Annotated in this window: 17 protein-coding genes; 6 read left to right on the forward strand and 11 right to left on the reverse strand. The window is 73.5% G+C overall.

All coding sequences use genetic code 11. The features are described from left to right. The first annotated feature begins 118 nt into the window (after positions 1–118). Positions 119–1,546 (forward strand): amino acid permease, encoded by a 1,428-nt coding sequence (locus B086_RS0119535; RefSeq protein WP_018568120.1) that lies wholly within the window; start codon positions 119–121, stop codon positions 1,544–1,546. Between the two features lie 68 nt (positions 1,547–1,614). On the opposite strand, the gene B086_RS0119540 is transcribed toward B086_RS0119535, so the two are convergent. Further along, on the reverse strand, positions 1,615–2,778 hold the full coding sequence (locus B086_RS0119540) for a CapA family protein (RefSeq protein ID WP_018568121.1): 1,164 nt from the start codon (positions 2,776–2,778) through the stop codon (positions 1,615–1,617). Positions 2,779–3,034: 256 nt separating this feature from the next. On the opposite strand from B086_RS0119540, the gene B086_RS0119545 reads away from it, so the two are divergent. Together B086_RS0119545 and B086_RS0119550 are read left to right on the forward strand one after the other, a co-directional pair. Continuing rightward, positions 3,035–3,676: a sigma-70 family RNA polymerase sigma factor gene (locus B086_RS0119545; RefSeq protein ID WP_420712554.1), complete on the forward strand. Its 642-nt coding sequence runs from the start codon at positions 3,035–3,037 to the stop codon at positions 3,674–3,676. A gap of 147 nt (positions 3,677–3,823) precedes the next feature. Further along, complete coding sequence (locus B086_RS0119550) at positions 3,824–4,339, forward strand: hypothetical protein (protein ID WP_018568123.1); 516 nt, start codon at positions 3,824–3,826, stop codon at positions 4,337–4,339. A 129-nt stretch (positions 4,340–4,468) separates the two neighbouring features. Here the strand turns inward: B086_RS0119550 and B086_RS0119555 are convergent, their stop codons facing one another. Continuing rightward, positions 4,469–5,332, reverse strand: coding sequence for an Fpg/Nei family DNA glycosylase (locus B086_RS0119555; protein ID WP_018568124.1), 864 nt, complete (start codon positions 5,330–5,332; stop codon positions 4,469–4,471). An 82-nt stretch (positions 5,333–5,414) separates the two neighbouring features. Next, entirely contained in the window at positions 5,415–7,511 is a 2,097-nt protein-coding gene (locus tag B086_RS0119560) for a SpoIIE family protein phosphatase (protein WP_018568125.1), read from the reverse strand. Positions 7,512–7,637: 126 nt separating this feature from the next. Between B086_RS0119560 and B086_RS0119565 the strand changes: the two genes are divergently transcribed. Beyond that, positions 7,638–9,062, forward strand: coding sequence for a lipase maturation factor family protein (locus B086_RS0119565; RefSeq protein ID WP_018568126.1), 1,425 nt, complete (start codon positions 7,638–7,640; stop codon positions 9,060–9,062). A 101-nt stretch (positions 9,063–9,163) separates the two neighbouring features. Continuing rightward, the gene (locus B086_RS0119570) at positions 9,164–9,571 is read left to right on the forward strand and encodes a DUF3224 domain-containing protein (protein WP_026252582.1); all 408 of its coding nucleotides are present in this window, start codon (positions 9,164–9,166) and stop codon (positions 9,569–9,571) included. Here B086_RS0119570 and B086_RS0119575 read toward each other — a convergent pair. The 8 genes from B086_RS0119575 to B086_RS0119610 are packed head-to-tail and all read right to left on the reverse strand — an operon-like array spanning position 9,556 to position 17,464. Beyond that, positions 9,556–10,410 carry an amidohydrolase family protein gene (locus B086_RS0119575; RefSeq protein WP_018568128.1) on the reverse strand — a complete coding sequence of 285 codons (855 nt, stop codon included), beginning with the start codon at positions 10,408–10,410 and terminating at the stop codon, positions 9,556–9,558. The two genes, B086_RS0119570 and B086_RS0119575, sit on opposite strands and share 16 nt — an antisense overlap. Continuing rightward, positions 10,407–10,721 carry an L-rhamnose mutarotase gene (locus B086_RS0119580; protein WP_018568129.1) on the reverse strand — a complete coding sequence of 105 codons (315 nt, stop codon included), beginning with the start codon at positions 10,719–10,721 and terminating at the stop codon, positions 10,407–10,409. Before B086_RS0119580 ends, B086_RS0119575 begins: the two co-directional genes overlap by 4 nt. Next, positions 10,718–11,698 carry an aldo/keto reductase gene (locus B086_RS0119585; RefSeq protein ID WP_018568130.1) on the reverse strand — a complete coding sequence of 327 codons (981 nt, stop codon included), beginning with the start codon at positions 11,696–11,698 and terminating at the stop codon, positions 10,718–10,720. The genes B086_RS0119580 and B086_RS0119585 overlap by 4 nt, the downstream gene beginning before the upstream one ends. After that, on the reverse strand, positions 11,695–12,450 hold the full coding sequence (locus B086_RS0119590; RefSeq protein WP_018568131.1) for an SDR family NAD(P)-dependent oxidoreductase: 756 nt from the start codon (positions 12,448–12,450) through the stop codon (positions 11,695–11,697). The genes B086_RS0119585 and B086_RS0119590 overlap by 4 nt, the downstream gene beginning before the upstream one ends. Continuing rightward, entirely contained in the window at positions 12,447–13,805 is a 1,359-nt protein-coding gene (locus tag B086_RS0119595; protein WP_018568132.1) for an L-fuconate dehydratase, read from the reverse strand. Before B086_RS0119595 ends, B086_RS0119590 begins: the two co-directional genes overlap by 4 nt. A 35-nt stretch (positions 13,806–13,840) precedes the next feature. Next, the gene (locus B086_RS0119600; RefSeq protein WP_018568133.1) at positions 13,841–14,869 is read right to left on the reverse strand and encodes an ABC transporter permease; all 1,029 of its coding nucleotides are present in this window, start codon (positions 14,867–14,869) and stop codon (positions 13,841–13,843) included. Continuing rightward, the gene (locus B086_RS0119605) at positions 14,862–16,367 is read right to left on the reverse strand and encodes a sugar ABC transporter ATP-binding protein (RefSeq protein ID WP_026252583.1); all 1,506 of its coding nucleotides are present in this window, start codon (positions 16,365–16,367) and stop codon (positions 14,862–14,864) included. Before B086_RS0119605 ends, B086_RS0119600 begins: the two co-directional genes overlap by 8 nt. Continuing rightward, positions 16,364–17,464: a sugar ABC transporter substrate-binding protein gene (locus B086_RS0119610; RefSeq protein ID WP_018568135.1), complete on the reverse strand. Its 1,101-nt coding sequence runs from the start codon at positions 17,462–17,464 to the stop codon at positions 16,364–16,366. Before B086_RS0119610 ends, B086_RS0119605 begins: the two co-directional genes overlap by 4 nt. 303 nt (positions 17,465–17,767) lie before the next feature. On the opposite strand from B086_RS0119610, the gene B086_RS0119615 reads away from it, so the two are divergent. Further along, positions 17,768–18,439 (forward strand): FadR/GntR family transcriptional regulator, encoded by a 672-nt coding sequence (locus B086_RS0119615; protein WP_026252584.1) that lies wholly within the window; start codon positions 17,768–17,770, stop codon positions 18,437–18,439. The last annotated feature ends 50 nt before the right edge of the window (positions 18,440–18,489 follow it).

The following is an 18,489-nucleotide window of genomic DNA, read 5'->3' on the forward strand; positions in this document are numbered from 1 at the left end:
GGCGTCGCACCGCGTCCCCCGTGACCGGCGGGGCGTGCGTGGCGTCTTCCGAACCCGGCCGCGCTGGGCCATCATGATCCGCCGTCAGCCGATTGCCGTCTGCGAAGAGGTGAGGCGCATGGCCGGGCTCCGCATGGGTGAGGGCATTCTCCGCCGTAAACCCATCGAACACATCGAGGAGACGGAAGGCGGCGAAGGACCGAAACTCGAACGGTCGCTCGGGCTGTGGCAGCTCACGGCGATCGGTGTGGGCGGCATCATCGGGGCGGGCATCTTCACCCTGGCCGGTACGGTGGCCAACGGCACGGCCGGTCCCGCGGTGCTCGTCTCCTTCCTGATCGCGGGCGTGGCCAGCGCCGCGGCCGCGCTGTCGTACGCGGAGTTCGCCGGGATGATCCCGAAGGCGGGCTCGGCGTACACCTACGGGTACGCGGTGCTCGGCGAGTTCGCCGGCTGGTTCATCGGCTGGGACCTGCTGCTGGAGTACACGGCGATCGTGGCGGTGGTCGCCATCGGCATCTCCGGGTACTTCAGCTTCCTCGTCGAGGACATGGGCGCGCATCTGCCGTCCTGGATGCTGGGCGCGCCCGGCACCGGCTCGGGGCACCGGGTCGACCTGTTCGCGGCGATCCTGTGCCTGCTCATCGCCTGGCTGCTGAACCTCGGCATCCGCAGCGCGGCCCGCTTCGAGACGGTCGTGGTGGCGCTGAAGGTCGTCGTGGTGCTGGTGGTGATCCTGGTCGGTGTCTTCCACATCAACAGCGCCAACTACCATCCGTTCTTCCCCTTCGGGGTCGGCGGGGCGTTCACCGGCGCGGCCACCGTGTTCTTCGCGGTCTTCGGCTACGACGCCATGTCGACGGCGGCCGAGGAGTCCAAGGACGCACAGCGGCACATGCCGAAGGCGATCATCTACTCGCTGGCCATCGCGATGGTGCTGTACGTGGCGGCCTGCCTGGTGCTCACCGGTATGCAGAACTACAAGGACATCGACAAGGAGAGCGGCTTCTCGACCGCGTTCAAGTCGGTGGGGCTGAGCAGTCTGGCGGACGTGATCGCGGTGGGCGCGATCATCGGCATCCTCACCGTGATGTTCACGTTCATGCTGGGTGTGACCCGGGTGTGGTTCTCGATGTCCCGGGACGGGCTGCTGCCGCGCTGGTTCGCCAAGACGCACCCCACCCGGCATGTGCCGACGCGCGTGACGTGGATCGTCGGGATCGCGTCCGCCGTGATCGCCGGGTTCCTGCCGATCGCGGAGGCGGCCGAGCTGACCAACATCGGGATCCTGCTGGCGTTCGTGGTGGTCTGCACGGCGGTGATCGTGCTGCGCTACCGGCAGCCGGACCTGCCGCGTTCCTTCCGCACCCCGTGGATGCCGTTCGTGCCCGCGCTCGGGATCGTCTTCTCCATCTGGCTGATCACGTTCCTCCAGTGGCAGACGTGGGTGCGGTTCGTGGTGTGGTTCCTGATCGGCTGCGTCATCTACTTCGGCTACTCGTACAAGCGCTCCGCGCTGGCGCCGGGGCGCGGCCCGAAGAGCTGACGGACGGCGGAGGGGCCCGGCGGCGCAGCGGTCACGCGCCGCCGGGCCGGTCCCTGCCCGCCGGGCCGTCAGCGGCCCATCACCAGCCCGTCCTTCGCCGCGCCCCGGGCGAGCACCGCGTCCCGGATCCCGTCGCGTACGGCCTGGAGGTCGGCGCCCCGGCCGATGGCCTCGTCGACGTTCACCACCCGTCCGGCGTCGGGGTCGAACAGTTCGGGCACGAACTCGGCCCGGGTCACCTCCCAGCGGCCTCCGGCCCTGGCGGGCGGGGCGAAGGTGAAGCGGGCCAGGGTGCTCCGGCCGGTGCGCGGGTCGGGCGGGGCGGCGGCGCCGGGCTGCGGGCCCGCGATCTGGTCGCCGGTGCCGTAGACCACCCAGGTGCCGCCCACCTTCTCGTAGGGCTGGGGCGTCCGGGCGCCGGTTCCGAGGATCAGGTCGACGGCGGGGCGGGCGCCGGTGCGCGCGGCGGTGAGCCTGCGCGCCAGTTCCGTCTGCTCCGCGTCCGGGCCGTCCTGGTCCGGGTCGCCCCAGTCCAGGGACACCACGACGACATCGGCGCCCGCCCGCCGGGCGGCCCGCGCGTCGGCGAGGATCCGGTCGGTGTCGAGCAGGCGCAGCGACCAGGGCTGTCCGGCGGGCGACGGCCGGTCCGGGCCCTGGCTGTACGCCAGATGGGCGACCAGCGCGGACCCGGCGCGCAGGAGGGCGCCGCGCGCCTCGTCCTCGGTGCGGGCCGACCCGGCGTGCCGGATCCCGGCGCGGTCCAGGGCGTCCAGGGTGCGGCGGACCCCGTCGGGACCGTCGTCCAGGGTGTGCGCGGAGGCGGTGGCGCAGCCGTCGTAGCCGGTGGCGGCGAGCGCCGGGGCCAGCTCCGGCGGGAACATGCCGGGGGACGCGGCGGCGGGCGCCTCCTCGGGTTCCTGTACGGCGTCCAGGTGGCACAGGGCCACGTCCGCGCCGGAGACGGCCGGGGCGACGCCCTCCAGCAGGGGGCGGAAGTCGTGGCCGGTGCCGCCCGCGTCGAAGGCGGCCCGCTCGATCACCGAGGCGTCCGGCCGGAGGGCGCCGGAGGCCAGCAGGGTGAACGCGGTGGCGGCCGGGCGGGTGCCGGCCGTGGGCGCCGGGGGTGCGGCCGCCGCGGGCCGCTGCTCGTGGTGGCCGGCCTGGCAGGCCGCCGCCGCGGTGAGGACGGCTGTCACGGCCAGGGCCACCTGGTGTCGGCGTGCGAACATCGGTTCCCTTCAGAGCAGACGTTCGATCATTCGGTCATATCGACGGACAAGCGTTAGTCAGATGGGTACGAAGCGGGCCGTCGCCGCAAACAGCGGCGGCGCCGTGATTGGTCCGTCCGGTGCGCACCGGCCCCTGTCCGGCAGCCGCCGGACCCCGGGCGCCCGGCGTCCCGTACCGTCACCGGCACCTGACGGACCGTTCGTCGCACCGTTCAACGACGCGATCGACCGTCCGCCGCACAGCGCCGCGCGCGCCCTGTCCCCGGACGGCACCCTGCGGTGCCATACGGCCATGATGGCCGGAACCACCCTCCCGCCCGCGCCGCCGACCACCGGGGCGCCCGCCGACGTCACGACCGCCCGGACGGCGGGTGCCGCGACGACGACCGCCGAGCACGAACTCGCCGCGCTCCAGCGCGAGCACGCACGGCCGCTGTTCGCACTGCTGCTGCGGCTGTGCGACGGCGACCGGCAGCGCGCCGAGGACCTGCTCCAGGAGACGCTGGTGCGGGCCTGGCAGCACCCCGAGGCGCTGCGCGCCGAGACCTTCGACTCCGTACGGCCCTGGCTGCTGACCGTCGCGCGGCGGCTGGCCATCGACGCGCGCCGGGCCCGGCAGGCCCGGCCGCCCGAGGTCGGCGACGCCGTCCTGGAGAACGCGCGGGTGATCGCCGACCACGCCGAACGGTCCGCCGCCACCCTCGATGTGCGGCGCGCTGTGAAGACACTCACTCCGCAGCACCGTGACGTCCTGGTGCTCGTGTACTTCCGCGGGGCCAGTGTGGCGGAGGCCGCCGAAACCCTGGGCATTCCGCCCGGTACCGTGAAGTCCCGTGCGTACTACGCGCTGCGCGCCCTGCGCAGGGTGCTTCCGGGTTACGCGGCCGACCTGCGATGAAACGGACTCTTGGGTCAAGCCTCCGTAAAGCGCCTTGCTGTGGACCCCTGTTGGGTAATCGGCTGTTCTCATCCGTGTTCCGCGGGGGCATGGTCCCGGGAGCCGGGGCTCGGGCGACGCGCACGCACCGGAGGAAGGCGGGAAGGGATGCTGCACAGAGGGCACGAGAACGCGGAGGGCGGCCACGGCGGTGATCAGGACGTCCCCATGGCCTGGTTCTACGCCGAGTACATCGCCGACGAACTGCTGCGCACGGGCGATCTGATGCCCCCGGCGTCGGTGGAGTTCCGCGCCGGACGGGACGCGCTGGCGCTGACCGTCTTCCTGTCCGACACCGGCGGCGAGCTGTCCGGCATCCGGGTGGTCTCGCAGCTGGAGACCTGGCTGTCGCTCACCGCGTACGACCAGCCGTGGCAGGACTGGGTGCGCGAGCGGGTGGCCTGCCTCGCCGCCGACGCGGACGCCCGGGGCGTCCCCTCGCCCGACCTCGCGCTGGCCGAGGCCGCCTGGCGCTGGCTGGAGGAGACCGAACTGCTCGCGCCCGACCTGGACGCGGTGCCGGACGGCGCGGGCGCGGTGGGCGAGGACGAGGGCCCCAAGGTGTGGACGCCCGCCTGGCAGCTCGGACTGCCCCTGGGGCATCTGGCCATCCATCTGTTCTGACGTTCTGATGTTCTGACCGGGTCCGGCTCCGCGGCACGGCGCTCCGGACGGCGGCGCCTCGCCGCATCCCGCGCGGGGTGCCCGGTCCGGGCGCGCCCGGCCCGCCGGGCAGACGGGCAGACGGGCGGGCTACTTGAGCAGCCGGGAGAGTCTGCGGTCCGCGAGCGGCTTGCCGCCCGTCTGGCAGGTCGGGCAGTACTGGAGCGAGGAGTCGCTGAAGGAGACCTCGCGGATGGTGTCACCGCACACCGGGCAGGGTTCGCCGATGCGGCCGTGCACCCGCAGGCCGCTCTTCTTCTCCGCCTTCAGCCGGCCGGCCGCGATGCCTCTGGAGCGCTCGACCGCCTCGGTCAGGGTGGTGCGCAGCGCCTCGTACAGCCGCCCGGTCTCCTGCGGGGTCAGGGAGGCCGCCAGCTTGAACGGGGACATCCGGGCCGCGTGCAGGATCTCGTCGCTGTAGGCGTTGCCCACACCCGCGATCAGGCTCTGGTCGCGCAGGGCGCCCTTGAGCTGCCGCCGCTCCCCCGCGAGCAGCCCGGCGAAGCGCTCCTCGTCGAAGTCGTCGGCCAGCGGGTCCGGGCCGAGGCGGGCGACGCCGGGCACCTGCCGCGGGTCCGGTACGACGTACACCGCGAGCCGCTTCTGGGTGCCGGCCTCGGTGAGGTCGAAGCCCGCGCCGGTCTCCAGGGCGACCCGCAGGGCGAGGGGGCCCTTGCCGGGCCGGGGCGGGCCGTCCGGGAGGCGGTCCCGCCACTGGAGCCACCCGGCCCGCGCCAGATGGGTGACCAGGTGCGGGCCGCCGTCGGTCGCCAGGTCGAGGAACTTGCCGTACCGGCCGACGGCGGTGACCTTGTGCCCCTCCAGGGCGGTGACCGGCGGGTCGTAGGTCTTCAGGACGCTGATGGCGACGGGCAGCACCCGGACCACCTCGTGACCGACCAGGTTCTCGGTCAGGAAGTCCCTGAGCGCTTCCACCTCGGGCAGTTCCGGCATGGTTCCAGAGTGCCACCGCCCACGGACACCGCCACGCGGCGCGGGCCTCCGCCGCCCCCGCCCCGACGGCTCCCCCGGACGCTCACGTCGGCTCGTCCGTCTCGTCCATCACGAACTCGCTCCACAGGCACTTGCCGCCGCCGCGCGCCTCCACGCCCCACACGTCGGTGAGCCGGTCGACGAGGAGCAGCCCGCGCCCGGAGACGCCCTGCTCCCCCGGTTCGCGGCGGCGCGGCAGGGCGCTGGAGGAGTCCTCGACCTCCACCCGCAGCCGCCGGTCGGTGCCGCTGAGCACCCGCAGGGTGACCACGGCGGCGCCCTCGGTGTGCATCAGGGCGTTGGTGATGAGTTCGTCGGCCACGAGTTCGATCTCGTCGGAGCGCTCGCGGGCGCCCCAGGAGCGCACGGTGGCGCGGATCATGTGGCGGGCCCGGGTCAGCGCCTCGGGGTCGCCCGGTGCGACATGGTGCTGGAGGCGGCCCTCGGGCCGGCGTTCGGCGAGCGCGCGGCGGCGCAGCACCAGCAGGGCCACGTCGTCGTCCCCGCCGCGCTCCTCCGCCATGGCGATCAGCTGGTCGGCGAGGTCGCGTACGTCCTCGGGGCCCGTGCCGATCATGTCGACCAGGGCACGCATGCCGTCGTCGAGGTCGGCGCCGGGCTGCTCGACGAGGCCGTCGGTGCACAGCACCAGGGACTGCCCGGGGTCGAGCTCCATGGCGCACACCGGGTACTCCAGGTCGCCGAACTCGGCGGACAGGCCGAGCGGCAGGCCGCCGTCGACCTCGACCCGGCGGCAGCCGCCGTCGACGTTGCGCACCAGCGGGTCGATGTGCCCGGCGCGGACCACCTGGACCACGCCGGTGGACAGGTCGGCCTCCGCGTACAGGCAGGTCGCGAAGCGGTCGGTGTCCAGTTCGTGCAGGAAGACGGAGGCGCGGGCCATCACGGTGGCCGGGGTGTGGCCCTCGGCGGCGTAGGCGCGCAGCACGATGCGGAGCTGGCCCATGACGGCGGCGGCGTGCGTGTCGTGGCCCTGGACGTCGCCGATGACGGCGCCGACCCGGCCGCCGGGCAGCGGGATCAGGTCGTACCAGTCGCCGCCGATGTCGCGGCCCAGGGAGCCGCCCGCGTAGCCGGAGCGGTAGCGCACGGCGACGTCGGCGCCGGGGACGCTGGGGATCGTGCGCGGCAGCATCGCCTGCTGGAGGCCCTGGGCGAGGTCCTTCTCCTGCTCGTAGAGCATGGCGCGCTGGAGGCTCTGCGCGATGCTGCTGCCCAGGGCGACCAGCAGGTTGCGCTCCTCCTGGGTGAAGCCGTGCCGGCCGCTGTAGAGCAGGCCCATGCCGCCGATGGGGCGGCCCTGGGCGATCAGCGGGAGGTAGGCGGCCGAGGTGATGCGCAGCCCGGTGATGTGCGGCCACAGGATCGGGTAGCGCTCGGCGAAGTCCTCCGGGGACTCGATGAAGCACGGGCTGAGGGTGCGCACGGCCTCGCTCATCGGGTAGGGCTCGTCGATCCGGGTGACGCGGGTGCCGGGCACGGAGCTGCCCTCGGGGCCCTCGGCGACCAGCCGGAGGCGGCCGGCCTCGACCAGGCCGAGGACCAGGCTGGTGGAGCCGAGCAGGGCGAGGCCGTGGCTGTCCTTGACGACGTCGATGACGTCCTGGACGGAGTGCGCGTGGGCGAGGGCCGCCGTGGTGGCCTGGACGACATTGGTCTGCTCGCGCCGGGCGGCGGCCCGCGCCACCCGCTCCTGGCGGCCGGCGATGTCGTCCAGTTCCTCGGTGGCGTCGCGGATGATCCCGATGATCCGGTGCGGGCGCCCGGCCGCGTCCCGGCGGATGTAGCCCTGGGTGTGGATCCAGCGCAGCGTGCCGTCGCGGCGGCGCAGCCGCATGTAGGTGCCGTAGTTCTCGCGGCCCTCCCGCAGGGCGCGGTTCACCATGGCGTCCAGGCGGCGGCCCTCGGCGGCGGGGACCCGGCGGCCCAGGCTCTCGGGGTGGCCGTCGTACTCCTCGGGGGTGAGGTCGAAGATCCTGTGCGTCTGCGCGTCCATGCTGAGCAGACCGGTGTCCAGATCCCAGTCGAAGCTGCCCATGCGGTTGAGTGCCAGGATCGGATCCGGGTGCGCGGGCCAGTCGTCCGGGAGTGCCAGGGCGTGCGCTCCCCGTTCAGCCATGGGCCCACCTTGCCAGGATTTGTCCGATTCTTCGAGTTCTTCGAGTTCTTCGAGCGAAAAGCGCGGGGAACCCGGTCCCCGGGGGCGGCGGACCGGGGCACCGGCAGGGAAGGAGCGTGCACGACCGTGGGATGGTTCACCGCACCCGACTACTGGCTCGGCCGGCTGGTGTTCCAGCGGGCGCTGGCCGCCGTCTACCTCGTGGCGTTCCTGACGGCGGCCCTCCAGTTCCGGGCGCTGCTGGGCGAGCGCGGGATGCTGCCGATCCCCCGGTTCGTGGCGCGGGTGCCGTTCCGGCGGGCGCCGAGCCTGTTCCACCTGCGCTACTCGGACAGTCTCTTCGCGGCGGTCGCCTGGGGCGGGTGCGCGGTGTCGGCGGCGCTGCTGGCGGGGGCGGACGCGTGGCTTCCGCTGTGGGGCGCGCTGCTGCTGTGGCTGGTGCCGTGGGCGCTGTACCTGTCGATCGTGAACGTCGGGCAGACCTGGTACGGCTTCGGCTGGGAGTCGCTGCTGCTGGAGACCGGGTTCCTCGCGGTGTTCCTGGGCAACGACGAGGTGGCCCCGCCGGTCCTCGTGCTGTTCCTGCTGCGCTGGATCCTCTTCCGGGTGGAGTTCGGCGCGGGGCTGATCAAGCTGCGCGGCGACCCGTGCTGGCGGAACCTGACCTGCCTGTACTACCACCACGAGACCCAGCCGATGCCGGGCCCGCTGAGCTGGTTCTTCCACCGGCTGCCCGCGCCGCTGCACAAGGCGGAGACGGCCGCGAACCACCTCACGCAACTGGTGGTGCCGTTCCTGCTGTTCACCCCGCAGCCGGTCGCCACGGCCGCCGCGGCGCTGATGATCCTCACCCAGCTGTGGCTGGTGGCCTCGGGCAACTTCGCCTGGCTGAACTGGATCACCGTCGTGCTCGCCCTGTCCGCGGTCCGCTGGCCGGGCGGCCCGCCGCCGGCCGTGTCCGCGCCCCCGCTGTGGTACGAGGTGCTGGTCCTGGCCGTGGCCGCGCTGCTGGTCCTCCTCAGTCACCGCCCGGTGCGGAACATGATCTCCCGCCGCCAGGTCATGAACCGCTCCTTCGACCCGCTGCACCTGGTCAACACCTACGGCGCGTTCGGCACCGTCGGCCGGATCCGGCACGAGGTGGTGATCGAGGGCACCCTCGACGAGGTGCCGCGCGAGGACTCCGACTGGCGGGAGTACGAGTTCAGGGGCAAGCCCGGGGACGTACGGCACTGGCCCCGGCAGTTTGCCCCGTACCATCTGCGCCTGGACTGGATGATGTGGTTCGCCGCGCTGTCCCCGGCGTACGCCGGGCCGTGGTTCGGCGCGCTGGTGGAACGACTCCTGGAGAACGACCGCGACACGCTGCGGCTGCTGCGCCGCTCGCCGTTCCCGCGCGACCGGCCGCCGCGCTTCGTCCGCGCCCGGCTGTTCCGCTACCGCTACACGACCTGGCCGGAGCTGCGCGCCACCGGGGCCTGCTGGGACCGCACGTTCGTCCGGGAGTTCCTGGCGCCGACCCGGCTGGCGGGCCCGGCGCGGGACGACTGACGGGGTGCGGCCGGTCCGGCGGGGTGCCGTGCCGGGTGGGCCGGGCAGCCGGAACGGGCAGGCCGGGGCCGTTGTCAGACCCTGCCGCTACGGTCTTTCGCATGAGAGCTACGGGCACCTTCACCGTGAAGTCCTTCACGCCGGCCGACCTGAAGCCGGACCCCGTCGTGACCACCGGCCTCCCGGTGGGAGTGGCCACCCTGGAGAAGCACTTCGAGGGCGAGATCACCGGCCGCGCGGCGACCCTGTTCACCGCCGCCTACGACCAGGAGACCGGGGTCGGCACCTATGTCGCCATGGAGTCCTTCGAGGGCACCCTGCACGGCCGCCGGGGCGCCTTCAACTTCGTCCACTCGGCCACCACCACGGGCAGCGACCGCGGCGCGGAGTTCTTCACCGTCGTCCCCTCCAGCGGCACCGGCGAGCTGACGGGGATACGCGGCACCGGCGGCCTGGCCGTCGACGCCGACGGCACCCACCGGATCCGGTTCGACTACGAGCTGGGCTGAGCCAGCCCGTAGACGCGGTCGGCCGTCCGGGTGAAGACCGCCGCGCGCTCGTGCGCGCCGAGCCCGGCGGTCAGCTCCCGGGCGGTGGCCAGGACCTCCGCGTAGGAGGCGGCCAGGGTGCACACCGGCCAGTCCGAGCCGAACATCAGCCGGTCCGGACCGAAGGCGTCCAGCACCGTGTCCGCGTAGGGGCGCAGTCCCGCCGGGGTCCACGTGGCCGGGTCGGCCTCGGTGACCAGGCCCGACAGCTTGCAGACGGTGTTGGGCAGGGCGGCGAGCGCACGGACGTCGCCCGCCCAGGGCTCGGTGCCGCCGGTGGCGGCGGGCGGTTTGCCCAGGTGGTCCAGGACGAAGGTGAGCCCGGGGTGGCGGGCCGCCGCCTCGGCGCAGGCGGGGAGCTGGCGGGGGACGACGACCAGGTCGTACACCAGGCCCGCGTCGGCGACGGTGGTCAGGCCCCGGCGCACCTCGGGGCGCAGCAGCCACCGGGGGTCGGCCTCGCCCTGGACCTGGTGGCGGACGCCCTTGAGGTACCGGCCGCCGGGCAGGGCGCGCAGCCGGTCCAGCTCGTCCGCGACGTCGGCCCGGGTGAGGTCCGTCCAGCCGACCACGCCCGCGATCAGCTCGTGCGCCTCGGCCAGGGCCAGCAGCTCCGGGGTCTCCTCGGGCACGGTGACGGTCTGGACGAGGACGGTGCGCTCGACCCCGGCGGCGCGGGCCTCGGGCGCCAGGTCGGCGAGGCTGAAGTCGCGGCGCAGCGGGCTGAGGGCGGGGCCGGTGATCCAGTCCTGGTCGCGGACGGACAGGTCCCACACGTGGTGGTGGGCGTCGACGGTCACGGCAGCTCCCACACCACGGGCAGGCCCGCTCCGGCACCGTCTCCGGAGTAGTCGTGCGCGACGTCGAGCAGGTCGGCCATGCGGGCCTGCCAGGCCACGTTGACGGGCAGCCGCTCCAGTTCGGCCAGGAGCCGGGCGTAGTCCTCGCACTCCAGGAGGTGGAACAGGTGGGTGCCGCTGCGCCAGATGGTCCAGGAGGTGGCCCCGGCGGCGCGGACGGCGGCGGTGAGCGCGGCGGGCACCTCCCGGTGCGCGGCCTCGTAGGCGGCGACGCGGTCGGCGCGCACCTCGGTGTGCAGGGCGACTCTCATACGGGCTCCTCTCGCGGCAGCAGGCCCCTCTCGCGCAGTTCCCGCCAGAAGGACGCGGGGACGGGGACGGCGTACTGCTCGGCGCAGTCGCGCACCTCGGCGGCCGAGCGGGCACCGATCAGCACACTGGCCACGGCCGGGTGGGCGGCGCAGTGGGACAGGGCGGCGGCGCGCAGGGTGATGCCGTGCGCGCGGGCGGTCTCCCGCAGGCGCAGGGCCCGCTCCAGCAGCGCGGGCGGCGCCTGGGTGTAGTCGTAGGTGGCGCCCGGCCGCGGATCGGCGAGCAGGCCGGAGTTGAAGGCACCGCCGACGACCACGGCGACCCCGCGGGCCAGGGCGGCGGGCAGCAGGTCGGTCAGGGCGCTGTGATCGAGGAGGGTGTGGCGGCCCGCGCACAGCACCACGTCGACATCGGTGTCCTGGACGAAGCGGGTCAGCAGCGCGCTCTGGTTCATCCCGGCGCCGATCGCGCCGACCAGGCCCTCGGCGCGCAGTCGCTCCAGGGCCGGGTAGCCCTCGCGGAAGGCCGCTTCGGCGTGGTCGTCGGGGTCGTGGAGATAGGCGATGTCGACGCGGTCGACGCCGAGGCGGTCCAGGCTGGCCTCCAGGGTGCGCCGGATGCCGTCGGCGGTGAAGTCCCAGACGCGGCGGTGGGTGGCGGGCACCGCGAATCCGGCGGCGAGGTCGTCGCCGGTGCCGTCGCCGGTGCGGTCGGCGGGCGCCAGGCGGCGGCCCACCTTGGTGGACAGGGTGTACTCGCTCCTGGGGCGGGTGCGCAGGGCGGCGCCCAGGCGGCGTTCGGCCAGGCCGAGCCCGTAGTGGGGCGCGGTGTCGAAGTAGCGGATGCCCGCGTCCCAGGCGGCGGTGACCGCCTCGTGCGCCTGGTCCTCGCCGACCTCGGTGTACAGGTTGCCGAGGGCGGCGGTGCCGAAGCCGAGGGGGCCGAGCTCGACGCCGGTCGCGCCCAGGGCCGTCACCGGGCCGCCGGGCGCAGCCGCAGGCCCTGCATGCCGCCGTCGACCGCGAGGGCGGTGCCGGTGGTGGCGCCGGAGTGCGGGCCCGCCAGGTAGGCGATGGCGGCGGCGACCTCGGCGGCGGTGACCAGGCGGCCGGTGGGCTGGCGGGCCTGGAGGGCGGCGCGTTCGGCGGCGGGGTCGGGGGCCGAGTCCAGCAGCCGGCCGACCCAGGGGGTGTCCACGGTCCCCGGGTTGACGCAGTTGACGCGGATGCCCTCGCGGATGTGGTCGGCGGCCATGGCGAGGGTGAGGGAGAGGACGGCACCCTTGCTGGCGCTGTAGAGGGCGCGCTGCGGGAGACCGGCGGTGGCCGCTATCGAGCAGGTGTTGACGACGGCCGCGTGGTCGGAGACGCGCAGGTGCGGCAGGGCGGCGCGGGTGGTGCGGACGATGCCGAGGACGTTGACGTCGAGGACGCGGTGCCACTCGGCGTCGTCGTTGTCCTCGACGGTGCCCTGGGCGCCGACGCCTGCGTTGTTGACGAGGATGTCGACTCCGCCGAGGGCGTCGGCGGCCGCCTCGACGGCGGTGCGCACCAGGACGTCGTCGGTCACGTCGGCGCGGAAGGCGTGCAGGGGCTTGTCCACGGCCGAGGGATCCAGGTCCAGCACCGCGACGCGGGCGCCCCGCCCGGCCAGGAGACCGGCGGTGGCCCGGCCGATCCCGGAGGCGCCGCCCGTCACCAGGGCCCTCAGTCCGTCGAAGTCGCTCATGCCGCGTGCCCCTTCTGCTGTGTCTGCTGTGCCAGGTCGGCGGCCCAGAAGGTGCCGCCGGGGAAGGTGTAGCGCGCGATGGACTCCGGCCGCATGGCGGCGGAGAAGCCGGGCGCGGTGGGGGCCCTGTAGCGACCCTCGCGGATCACCACCGGATCCAGGAAGTGGTCGTGGAGGTGGTCGACGTACTCGATGACGCGGTCCTCGGTGGTGCCGGTCAGGGCGACGTAGTCGAACATCGAGAAGTGCTGCACCAGTTCGCACAGGCCGACCCCGCCGGCGTGCGGGCAGACCGGGACGCCGTACTTGGCGGCGAGCAGCAGGATGGCCAGGTTCTCGTTGACGCCGCCGACGCGGGCCGCGTCGATCTGGAGCACGTCCAGGGCACCGGCCTGGAGCATCTGTTTGAAGACGACGCGGTTGTGCACGTGCTCGCCGGTGGCCACCTTCACCGGGGCCACCGCCTCGCGGATGGCCGCGTGGCCGAGGACGTCGTCGGGGCTGGTGGGCTCCTCGATCCAGTACGGGTCGTAGGGGGCGAGCGCCCGGGTCCAGCGGATGGCCTCGGCCACGTCCCAGCGCTGGTTGGCGTCGACCGCGATGCGCACCCCGGGTCCCACGACGGCGCGGGCCACCCGGCAGCGGCGTACGTCGTCGTCGAGGTCGGCGCCGACCTTCAGCTTGATCTGGGTGAAGCCGTCGGCGACGGCCTGGGCGGCGAGGCGGGTCAGCTTGGCGTCGTCGTAGCCGAGCCAGCCGGGGGACGTGGTGTAGGCGGGGTAGCCGTGCGCCAGGAGGCGGGCGGTGCGCTCCCCGGCGCCCTCCCGGCCGCGGCGCAGCAGGTCCAGGGCCTCGTCGGGGGTGAGGGCGTCGGTGAGGTAGCGGAAGTCGACCTGCCGCACCAGCCACGCCGGGTCGGCCTCGGCGAGCAGCCGCCACAGCGGCTTGCCCGCGCGTTTGGCGGCGAGGTCCCACACGGCGTTGACGACCGCGCCGATCGCCATGTGCATCACGCCCTTCTCGGGCCCCAGCCAGCGCAGTTGGCTGTCGCCGATGAGATCGCGGAAGAGCGAGCCGGGGTCGGCGCACAGTTCGTCGACGGACCGTCCGACCACGTGGTGGCGCAGTGCGTGGATCGCGGCGACCTGGACGTCGTTGCCCCGCCCGATGGTGAAGGTGAAGCCATGGCCCTCGGCCCCGTCCGGGCCGTCCGCGGCGTCGGTGCGCAGGACGGCGTAGGCGGCCGAGTAGTCGGGGTCCGGATTCATCGCGTCGGAGCCGTCCAGCTCGCGCGAGGTGGGGAAGCGGATGTCGTGGGTGTCGACCGCGGTGACACGGGCGGGCGTCGGGGACACGGGTGGCCTTTCGTCGGTGGCGGGGGGCCGTGCGGTCAGTCCTGGGCGCGGCCCGTCGTCACGCGCGCGATCATGAGGGCGACCAGGATGATCCCCCCGTAGATGGCCTGGATCCAGAACGACGGCACCTGGGCGAGGGTGAGCAGGTTCTGCACCACGCCGAGCAGCAGGACGCCGGTGAGCGCGCCGAACATGGTGCCCCGGCCGCCGTCGAGGCTGATGCCGCCGATGACCGCCGCCGCGAACACCGTGAAGATCATGTTCTGGCCCTGGTTGGCGCTGATCGCGCCGACGTAGCCGGTCTGCATGATGCCGCCGACGGAGGCGAGGACACCGGCGACGACGAACACGCCGAGCATCACGCGCTCGACGCGGATCCCGGCCGCGCGTGCGGCGTCCGCGTTGCCGCCGATGGCGTACAGGGCACGGCCGACGCGGTGGTGGCGCAGGACCAGGCCGGTGACGGCGAAGGCAACGGCGGCCAGCCACACCGACAGGGGGACGGTGAGGAAGGTGGTGGTGGCCAGCGCGTAGAAGCTGTCGGGCATGCCGAACAGCGTCTTGCCCTTGGTGGCGCCGACCAGCACTCCGCGCAGCACGATGAGCATGGCCAGGGTCACGATGAAGGCGTTGAGCTTGAAGGTGACGACCAGGATGCCGTTGAAGGCGCCGATCACCGCTCCGGCGGCCAGGATCGCGAGCAGGGCGAGCGGGGCGGCCAGTTCGGTGCCCCAGCCGGACTGGGCGGCGGGCAGGACGAGCAGGGCGCCGACGGCGGGTGCGATGCCCACGACCGATTCCAGGGACAGGTCGAACTTGCCGGTGATGAGCACCAGGGACTCGGCGAGCACCACCATGGCGAGGGCGGCGGACGAGCCCAGGACGGAGATCAGGTTGCGTTCGGTGAGGAACGAGTCGTTGACGACCGCGCCGAGCACCATGAGCAGCAACAGGGCTGGTACGAGGGCCAGTTCGCGGGCGCGGCGCAGCAGGACTGCCCTGGCCCGGCCCGCGTCGGCCGGGTGCGGTGGGGCGAGCGGCGCGGCCGTCTCGGTGTCAGCCATGGTCCACTCCTTCGATGGAGGCGATCAGCTCGTGGTCGCGCCAGCCCGCCGGGTGCTCGGCGGTGATCCGGCCGTGGAAGAGGACGAGGACGCGGTCGCAGCGCCGCAGGTCGTCGAGTTCGTCGGAGACGACGAGCACGGCGGTGCCGTCCTCGCGGGCGCTGTCCACGCGCGCCAGCAGGGATTCCTTGGACTTCACGTCGACGCCCGCGGTGGGGTTGATGAGGACGAGCAGCCGCGGGTCACGGGCGAGGGCGCGGGCCATGACGACCTTCTGCGCGTTGCCGCCGGACAGGTCGGACACCGGCTGCCCGGGGCCCTCGGTGCGGATGCCGAGGCGGGTGACGAGCTCACCGGCGAGGGCGCGGCGGGCGCCGGTGCCGACGAAGCCGAACCGGCCGAGCCGGTCCAGGACGCTGAGCGTGGTGTTGTCGCCGACGGTCATCCGGGGCACCAGGCCCTGCTCGTGGCGGTCGCGCGGGACGCAGCCGACGCCCGCCGTCAGCGCGGCCCGTACGTCGCCGAACGGCAGGGCGCGGCCGTCGAGTTCGGCGCTGCCGCCGGTGGGGGTGTGCAGTCCGGCGAAGGACTCGGCCAGTTCGATCTTGCCGCTGCCGCTGGTGCCGGCGAGTCCGACGACCTCGCCGCCGCGCACGCTCAGGTCGATGTCGCGGTACGCGCCGGAGGTGAGGCCGTGCGCGGCGAGCACCACGGGGGCGTGGGCGGCGACCGGCTCGCGGCTCAGGGCGCCGCCGGTGACCGACTCCCCCGCCATGGCCTCCACCAGGGCGGAGCGGGGCAGGTCCGCGACGGGGGCGGTGGTGATCCAGCGGGCGTCGCGCAGCACGGTGACGGTCTGGCAGACCTCGTACACCTCCTGGAGGTGGTGGGAGATGAACAGGAAGGTGACGCCGGAGTCCTGGAGTGTCCGCATCCGGGTGAACAGCCGCTCTATCTCGCGGTTGTCGAGCTGGGCGGTGGGTTCGTCCAGGACGATGAACCGGGCGCCGAGGCTGAGGGCCCGCGCGATCTCCACCATCTGCCAGTCCTCGACGCGGAGTTCGGCCGTGCGGGCGCCGGGGTCGACGCGCACGTCCCAGGCGTCCAGGAGCGCGGCGGCCTCCTCGCGCAGCCGCCGCCAGCTGATCAGGCCGCCGCGTCCGGTGGGCTGGCGGTTGATGAACAGGTTCTCGGCGACGGTGAGTTCGGGGACGACGGTCGGCTTCTGGTAGACGCAGGCGACCTTGCGGCGCCAGGCGTCGCGGTCGCCGAGCGGGGGCGCGCTCGCGCCGTCGAAGCGGATCTCGCCCGCGTCGGGGGCCTGGAGGCCGGTGAGCAGGGTGACGAGGGTGGACTTGCCGGCGCCGTTGCGGCCGACGAGGGCGTGGGACTCTCCGCTGCGGACAGTGAGACGGCCGTCGGCGAGGGCGACGGTGGCTCCGTAGCGCTTGGTGACGCCCCGCGCCTCGGCGAGCGGGGCGGTGTCGGGGGCGCTCATCGGACCGTGTTGCCCCACAGCGCCCGGTCGTCGACGTTCTCCTTGGTGACCAGGGGCGCGGGCAACTGGTCCTCCAGGACTCCGTTGGGCAGCTTCACGATGGTGGAGCCGTGGTCGGTGGGGCCGGGCGCGAACGTCTTCCCCTGCATGGCCGCCTTGATGTAGTACATGCCGTACTTGGCGTAGGCGTCGGCCGGCTGGGAGACGGTGGCGTCGATCTCGCCCTTGCGGATGGCGTCGAACTCCTGCGGGATGCCGTCGTTGGAGACGATGGCGATGTGTCCGGCCGTCCCGGCCTTCTTCAGCAGGTTCTTGGACTTCAGGGTCTGGAGGGTGGGTGCCAGGTAGACGCCGCCCGCCTGGAGGTAGATGCCCTTGATGTCGGGGTTGGCGTTCAGCAGCGTGTCGAGTCTGGCGGCGGCGGTGTCGGACTCCCACTTGGCGGGGATCTCCAGCACCTTCAGCTTCGGGAAGTTCTTCTTCACACAGGCGCGGAACGCCTCCGAGCGCTCCCGGCCGTTGACGGAGGCGAGGTCGCCCATGATCTGCACAACCTTGCCGGAGGCGAGGTGCGCACCGAGGTACCGGCAGGCCTTCTCGCCGTACGCGATGTTGTCGGCGCGCACGACCATGGCGACCTTGCCCTTGTCGGGTGCCACGTCGACGGCGACCACGGGGACGCCCTTGCGTTCGGCCTGGTCGAGTCCGGCCTGGATGGCGGCGCTGTCCAGCGGGGCCACGACCAGGCCCTTGACGCCCTGGTTCAGCTCGTTGTTGATGTCGGTGATCTGCTGCGAGGGGTCGCTGTTGGAGTTGACCGTCTTCAGCGCGTCCACGCCTTGGGACGTGGCCATCTTGGGCACGTAGTCGTTGTAGGACTGCCAGAACGGCGAGGTCAGCAGGGGCAGGACGACACCGACCTTGCCGCTGCCGCCGCCCTGGGCGCCGGGCGCGCCGCCGTCCTTGGTGCTGCCGCAGGCCGTCAGCGCCAGCGCGCCGCAGGCGGCGACGGCCGCCGCGCGCACCGCCGCCGCCGGGAACCGCCTGCCGTGCAGCCGCCTGCCTTGCCGTCCGTTCCGCACTTGTGTGCCGGCCATCTGTCGGCTCCTCATCGGGCGAGATCGAGCAGTTGCCCGCATACTTATCAGACCACTTGATGCCCGGAACACCCTCCGGAGCCACTTTTCCCGGCCGGACGGCCGAAGTGGTCCGACCACCTCGATGGTTAGACTGCGGCGCACGGCGACAGGAGGAGTGGCGTGGAGCAGACCCCGACCGGACCGGCCGAGCGGACGGAGCCGGACCCGGACGGCGCCGCGCGTGCCGCGCATGCCGGGCCGAAGGAGACGGAGGCGGCGGAGGCGGCGCAGGGCGCCGCCGGTGCCGGGCAGAAGGGCACCGTGACGCAGCGGGCCATCGAGCGGATCAAGTCGATGATCGCCGAGGGCCGGCTGGAGCCGGGCCAGCGGCTGCCGACCGAACGCGACCTCGCCGCCGGGCTGGGCATCTCCCGCAGTTCCGTGCGCGAGGCGATACGCGCGCTCACCGTGCTCGGTGTGCTGGAGGCCCGGCACGGATCGGGCATCTATGTCACGCAGTTGGAGGCCGGAGACCTGCTGGAGACGTTCGGGGTGGTGGCCGACCTGACCCGCGGGCCGCGCCTGGTCGAACTGCTGGAGGTGCGCCGGGTCCTGGAGTCCACGGCGACCGCGCTGGCGGCGGCGCGGATCACCCCGGAGCGGCTGGCCGAGGTGGAGAAGCACCTCACGGCCATGAACGCCACCGACGACCCGGAGGAGATCCTCGCCCACGACCTGGCCTTCCACCGCGAGATAGCGATGGCGGCGGGCAACGGGACGATGGCCGCGATCCTGGAGGGCCTGTCCTCGCGCACCTTCCGCGCCCGGGTCTGGCGCGGCTACCAGGAGGAGGGTGCGTTCGCCCGCACCCGCCGCGAACACGCCGCGATCTTCCGGGCGTTGGCGGCCCATGACCCGGAGGCGGCCCGCGCGGCGGCGGCCTCCCACGTCGGCGAGGTGGAGGAGTGGCTGCGCGCCCGGTTCACGGAGTGACGGCGGACCACGGGTGAGGACACGGCGGGAACGCCGGAGGGCGGACCGGC

Origin of the sequence: Streptomyces sp. PsTaAH-124 (assembly GCF_000373685.1) — a bacterium.
GTDB lineage: Bacteria > Actinomycetota > Actinomycetes > Streptomycetales > Streptomycetaceae > Streptomyces > Streptomyces andamanensis.

Bases quoted from the DNA above. Each gene is read 5' to 3' on its own strand.
- B086_RS0119535 (WP_018568120.1), top strand. From the start codon at position 119: ATGGCCGGGCTCCGCATGGGTGAGGGCATTCTCCGCCGTAAACCCATC.
- B086_RS0119540 (WP_018568121.1), bottom strand. From the start codon at position 2,778: ATGTTCGCACGCCGACACCAGGTGGCCCTGGCCGTGACAGCCGTCCTC.
- B086_RS0119550 (WP_018568123.1), top strand. From the start codon at position 3,824: ATGCTGCACAGAGGGCACGAGAACGCGGAGGGCGGCCACGGCGGTGAT.
- B086_RS0119555 (WP_018568124.1), bottom strand. From the start codon at position 5,332: ATGCCGGAACTGCCCGAGGTGGAAGCGCTCAGGGACTTCCTGACCGAG.
- B086_RS0119560 (WP_018568125.1), bottom strand. From the start codon at position 7,511: ATGGCTGAACGGGGAGCGCACGCCCTGGCACTCCCGGACGACTGGCCC.
- B086_RS0119570 (WP_026252582.1), top strand. From the start codon at position 9,164: ATGAGAGCTACGGGCACCTTCACCGTGAAGTCCTTCACGCCGGCCGAC.
- B086_RS0119580 (WP_018568129.1), bottom strand. From the start codon at position 10,721: ATGAGAGTCGCCCTGCACACCGAGGTGCGCGCCGACCGCGTCGCCGCC.
- B086_RS0119590 (WP_018568131.1), bottom strand. From the start codon at position 12,450: ATGAGCGACTTCGACGGACTGAGGGCCCTGGTGACGGGCGGCGCCTCC.
- B086_RS0119600 (WP_018568133.1), bottom strand. From the start codon at position 14,869: ATGGCTGACACCGAGACGGCCGCGCCGCTCGCCCCACCGCACCCGGCC.
- B086_RS0119605 (WP_026252583.1), bottom strand. From the start codon at position 16,367: ATGAGCGCCCCCGACACCGCCCCGCTCGCCGAGGCGCGGGGCGTCACC.
- B086_RS0119610 (WP_018568135.1), bottom strand. From the start codon at position 17,464: ATGGCCGGCACACAAGTGCGGAACGGACGGCAAGGCAGGCGGCTGCAC.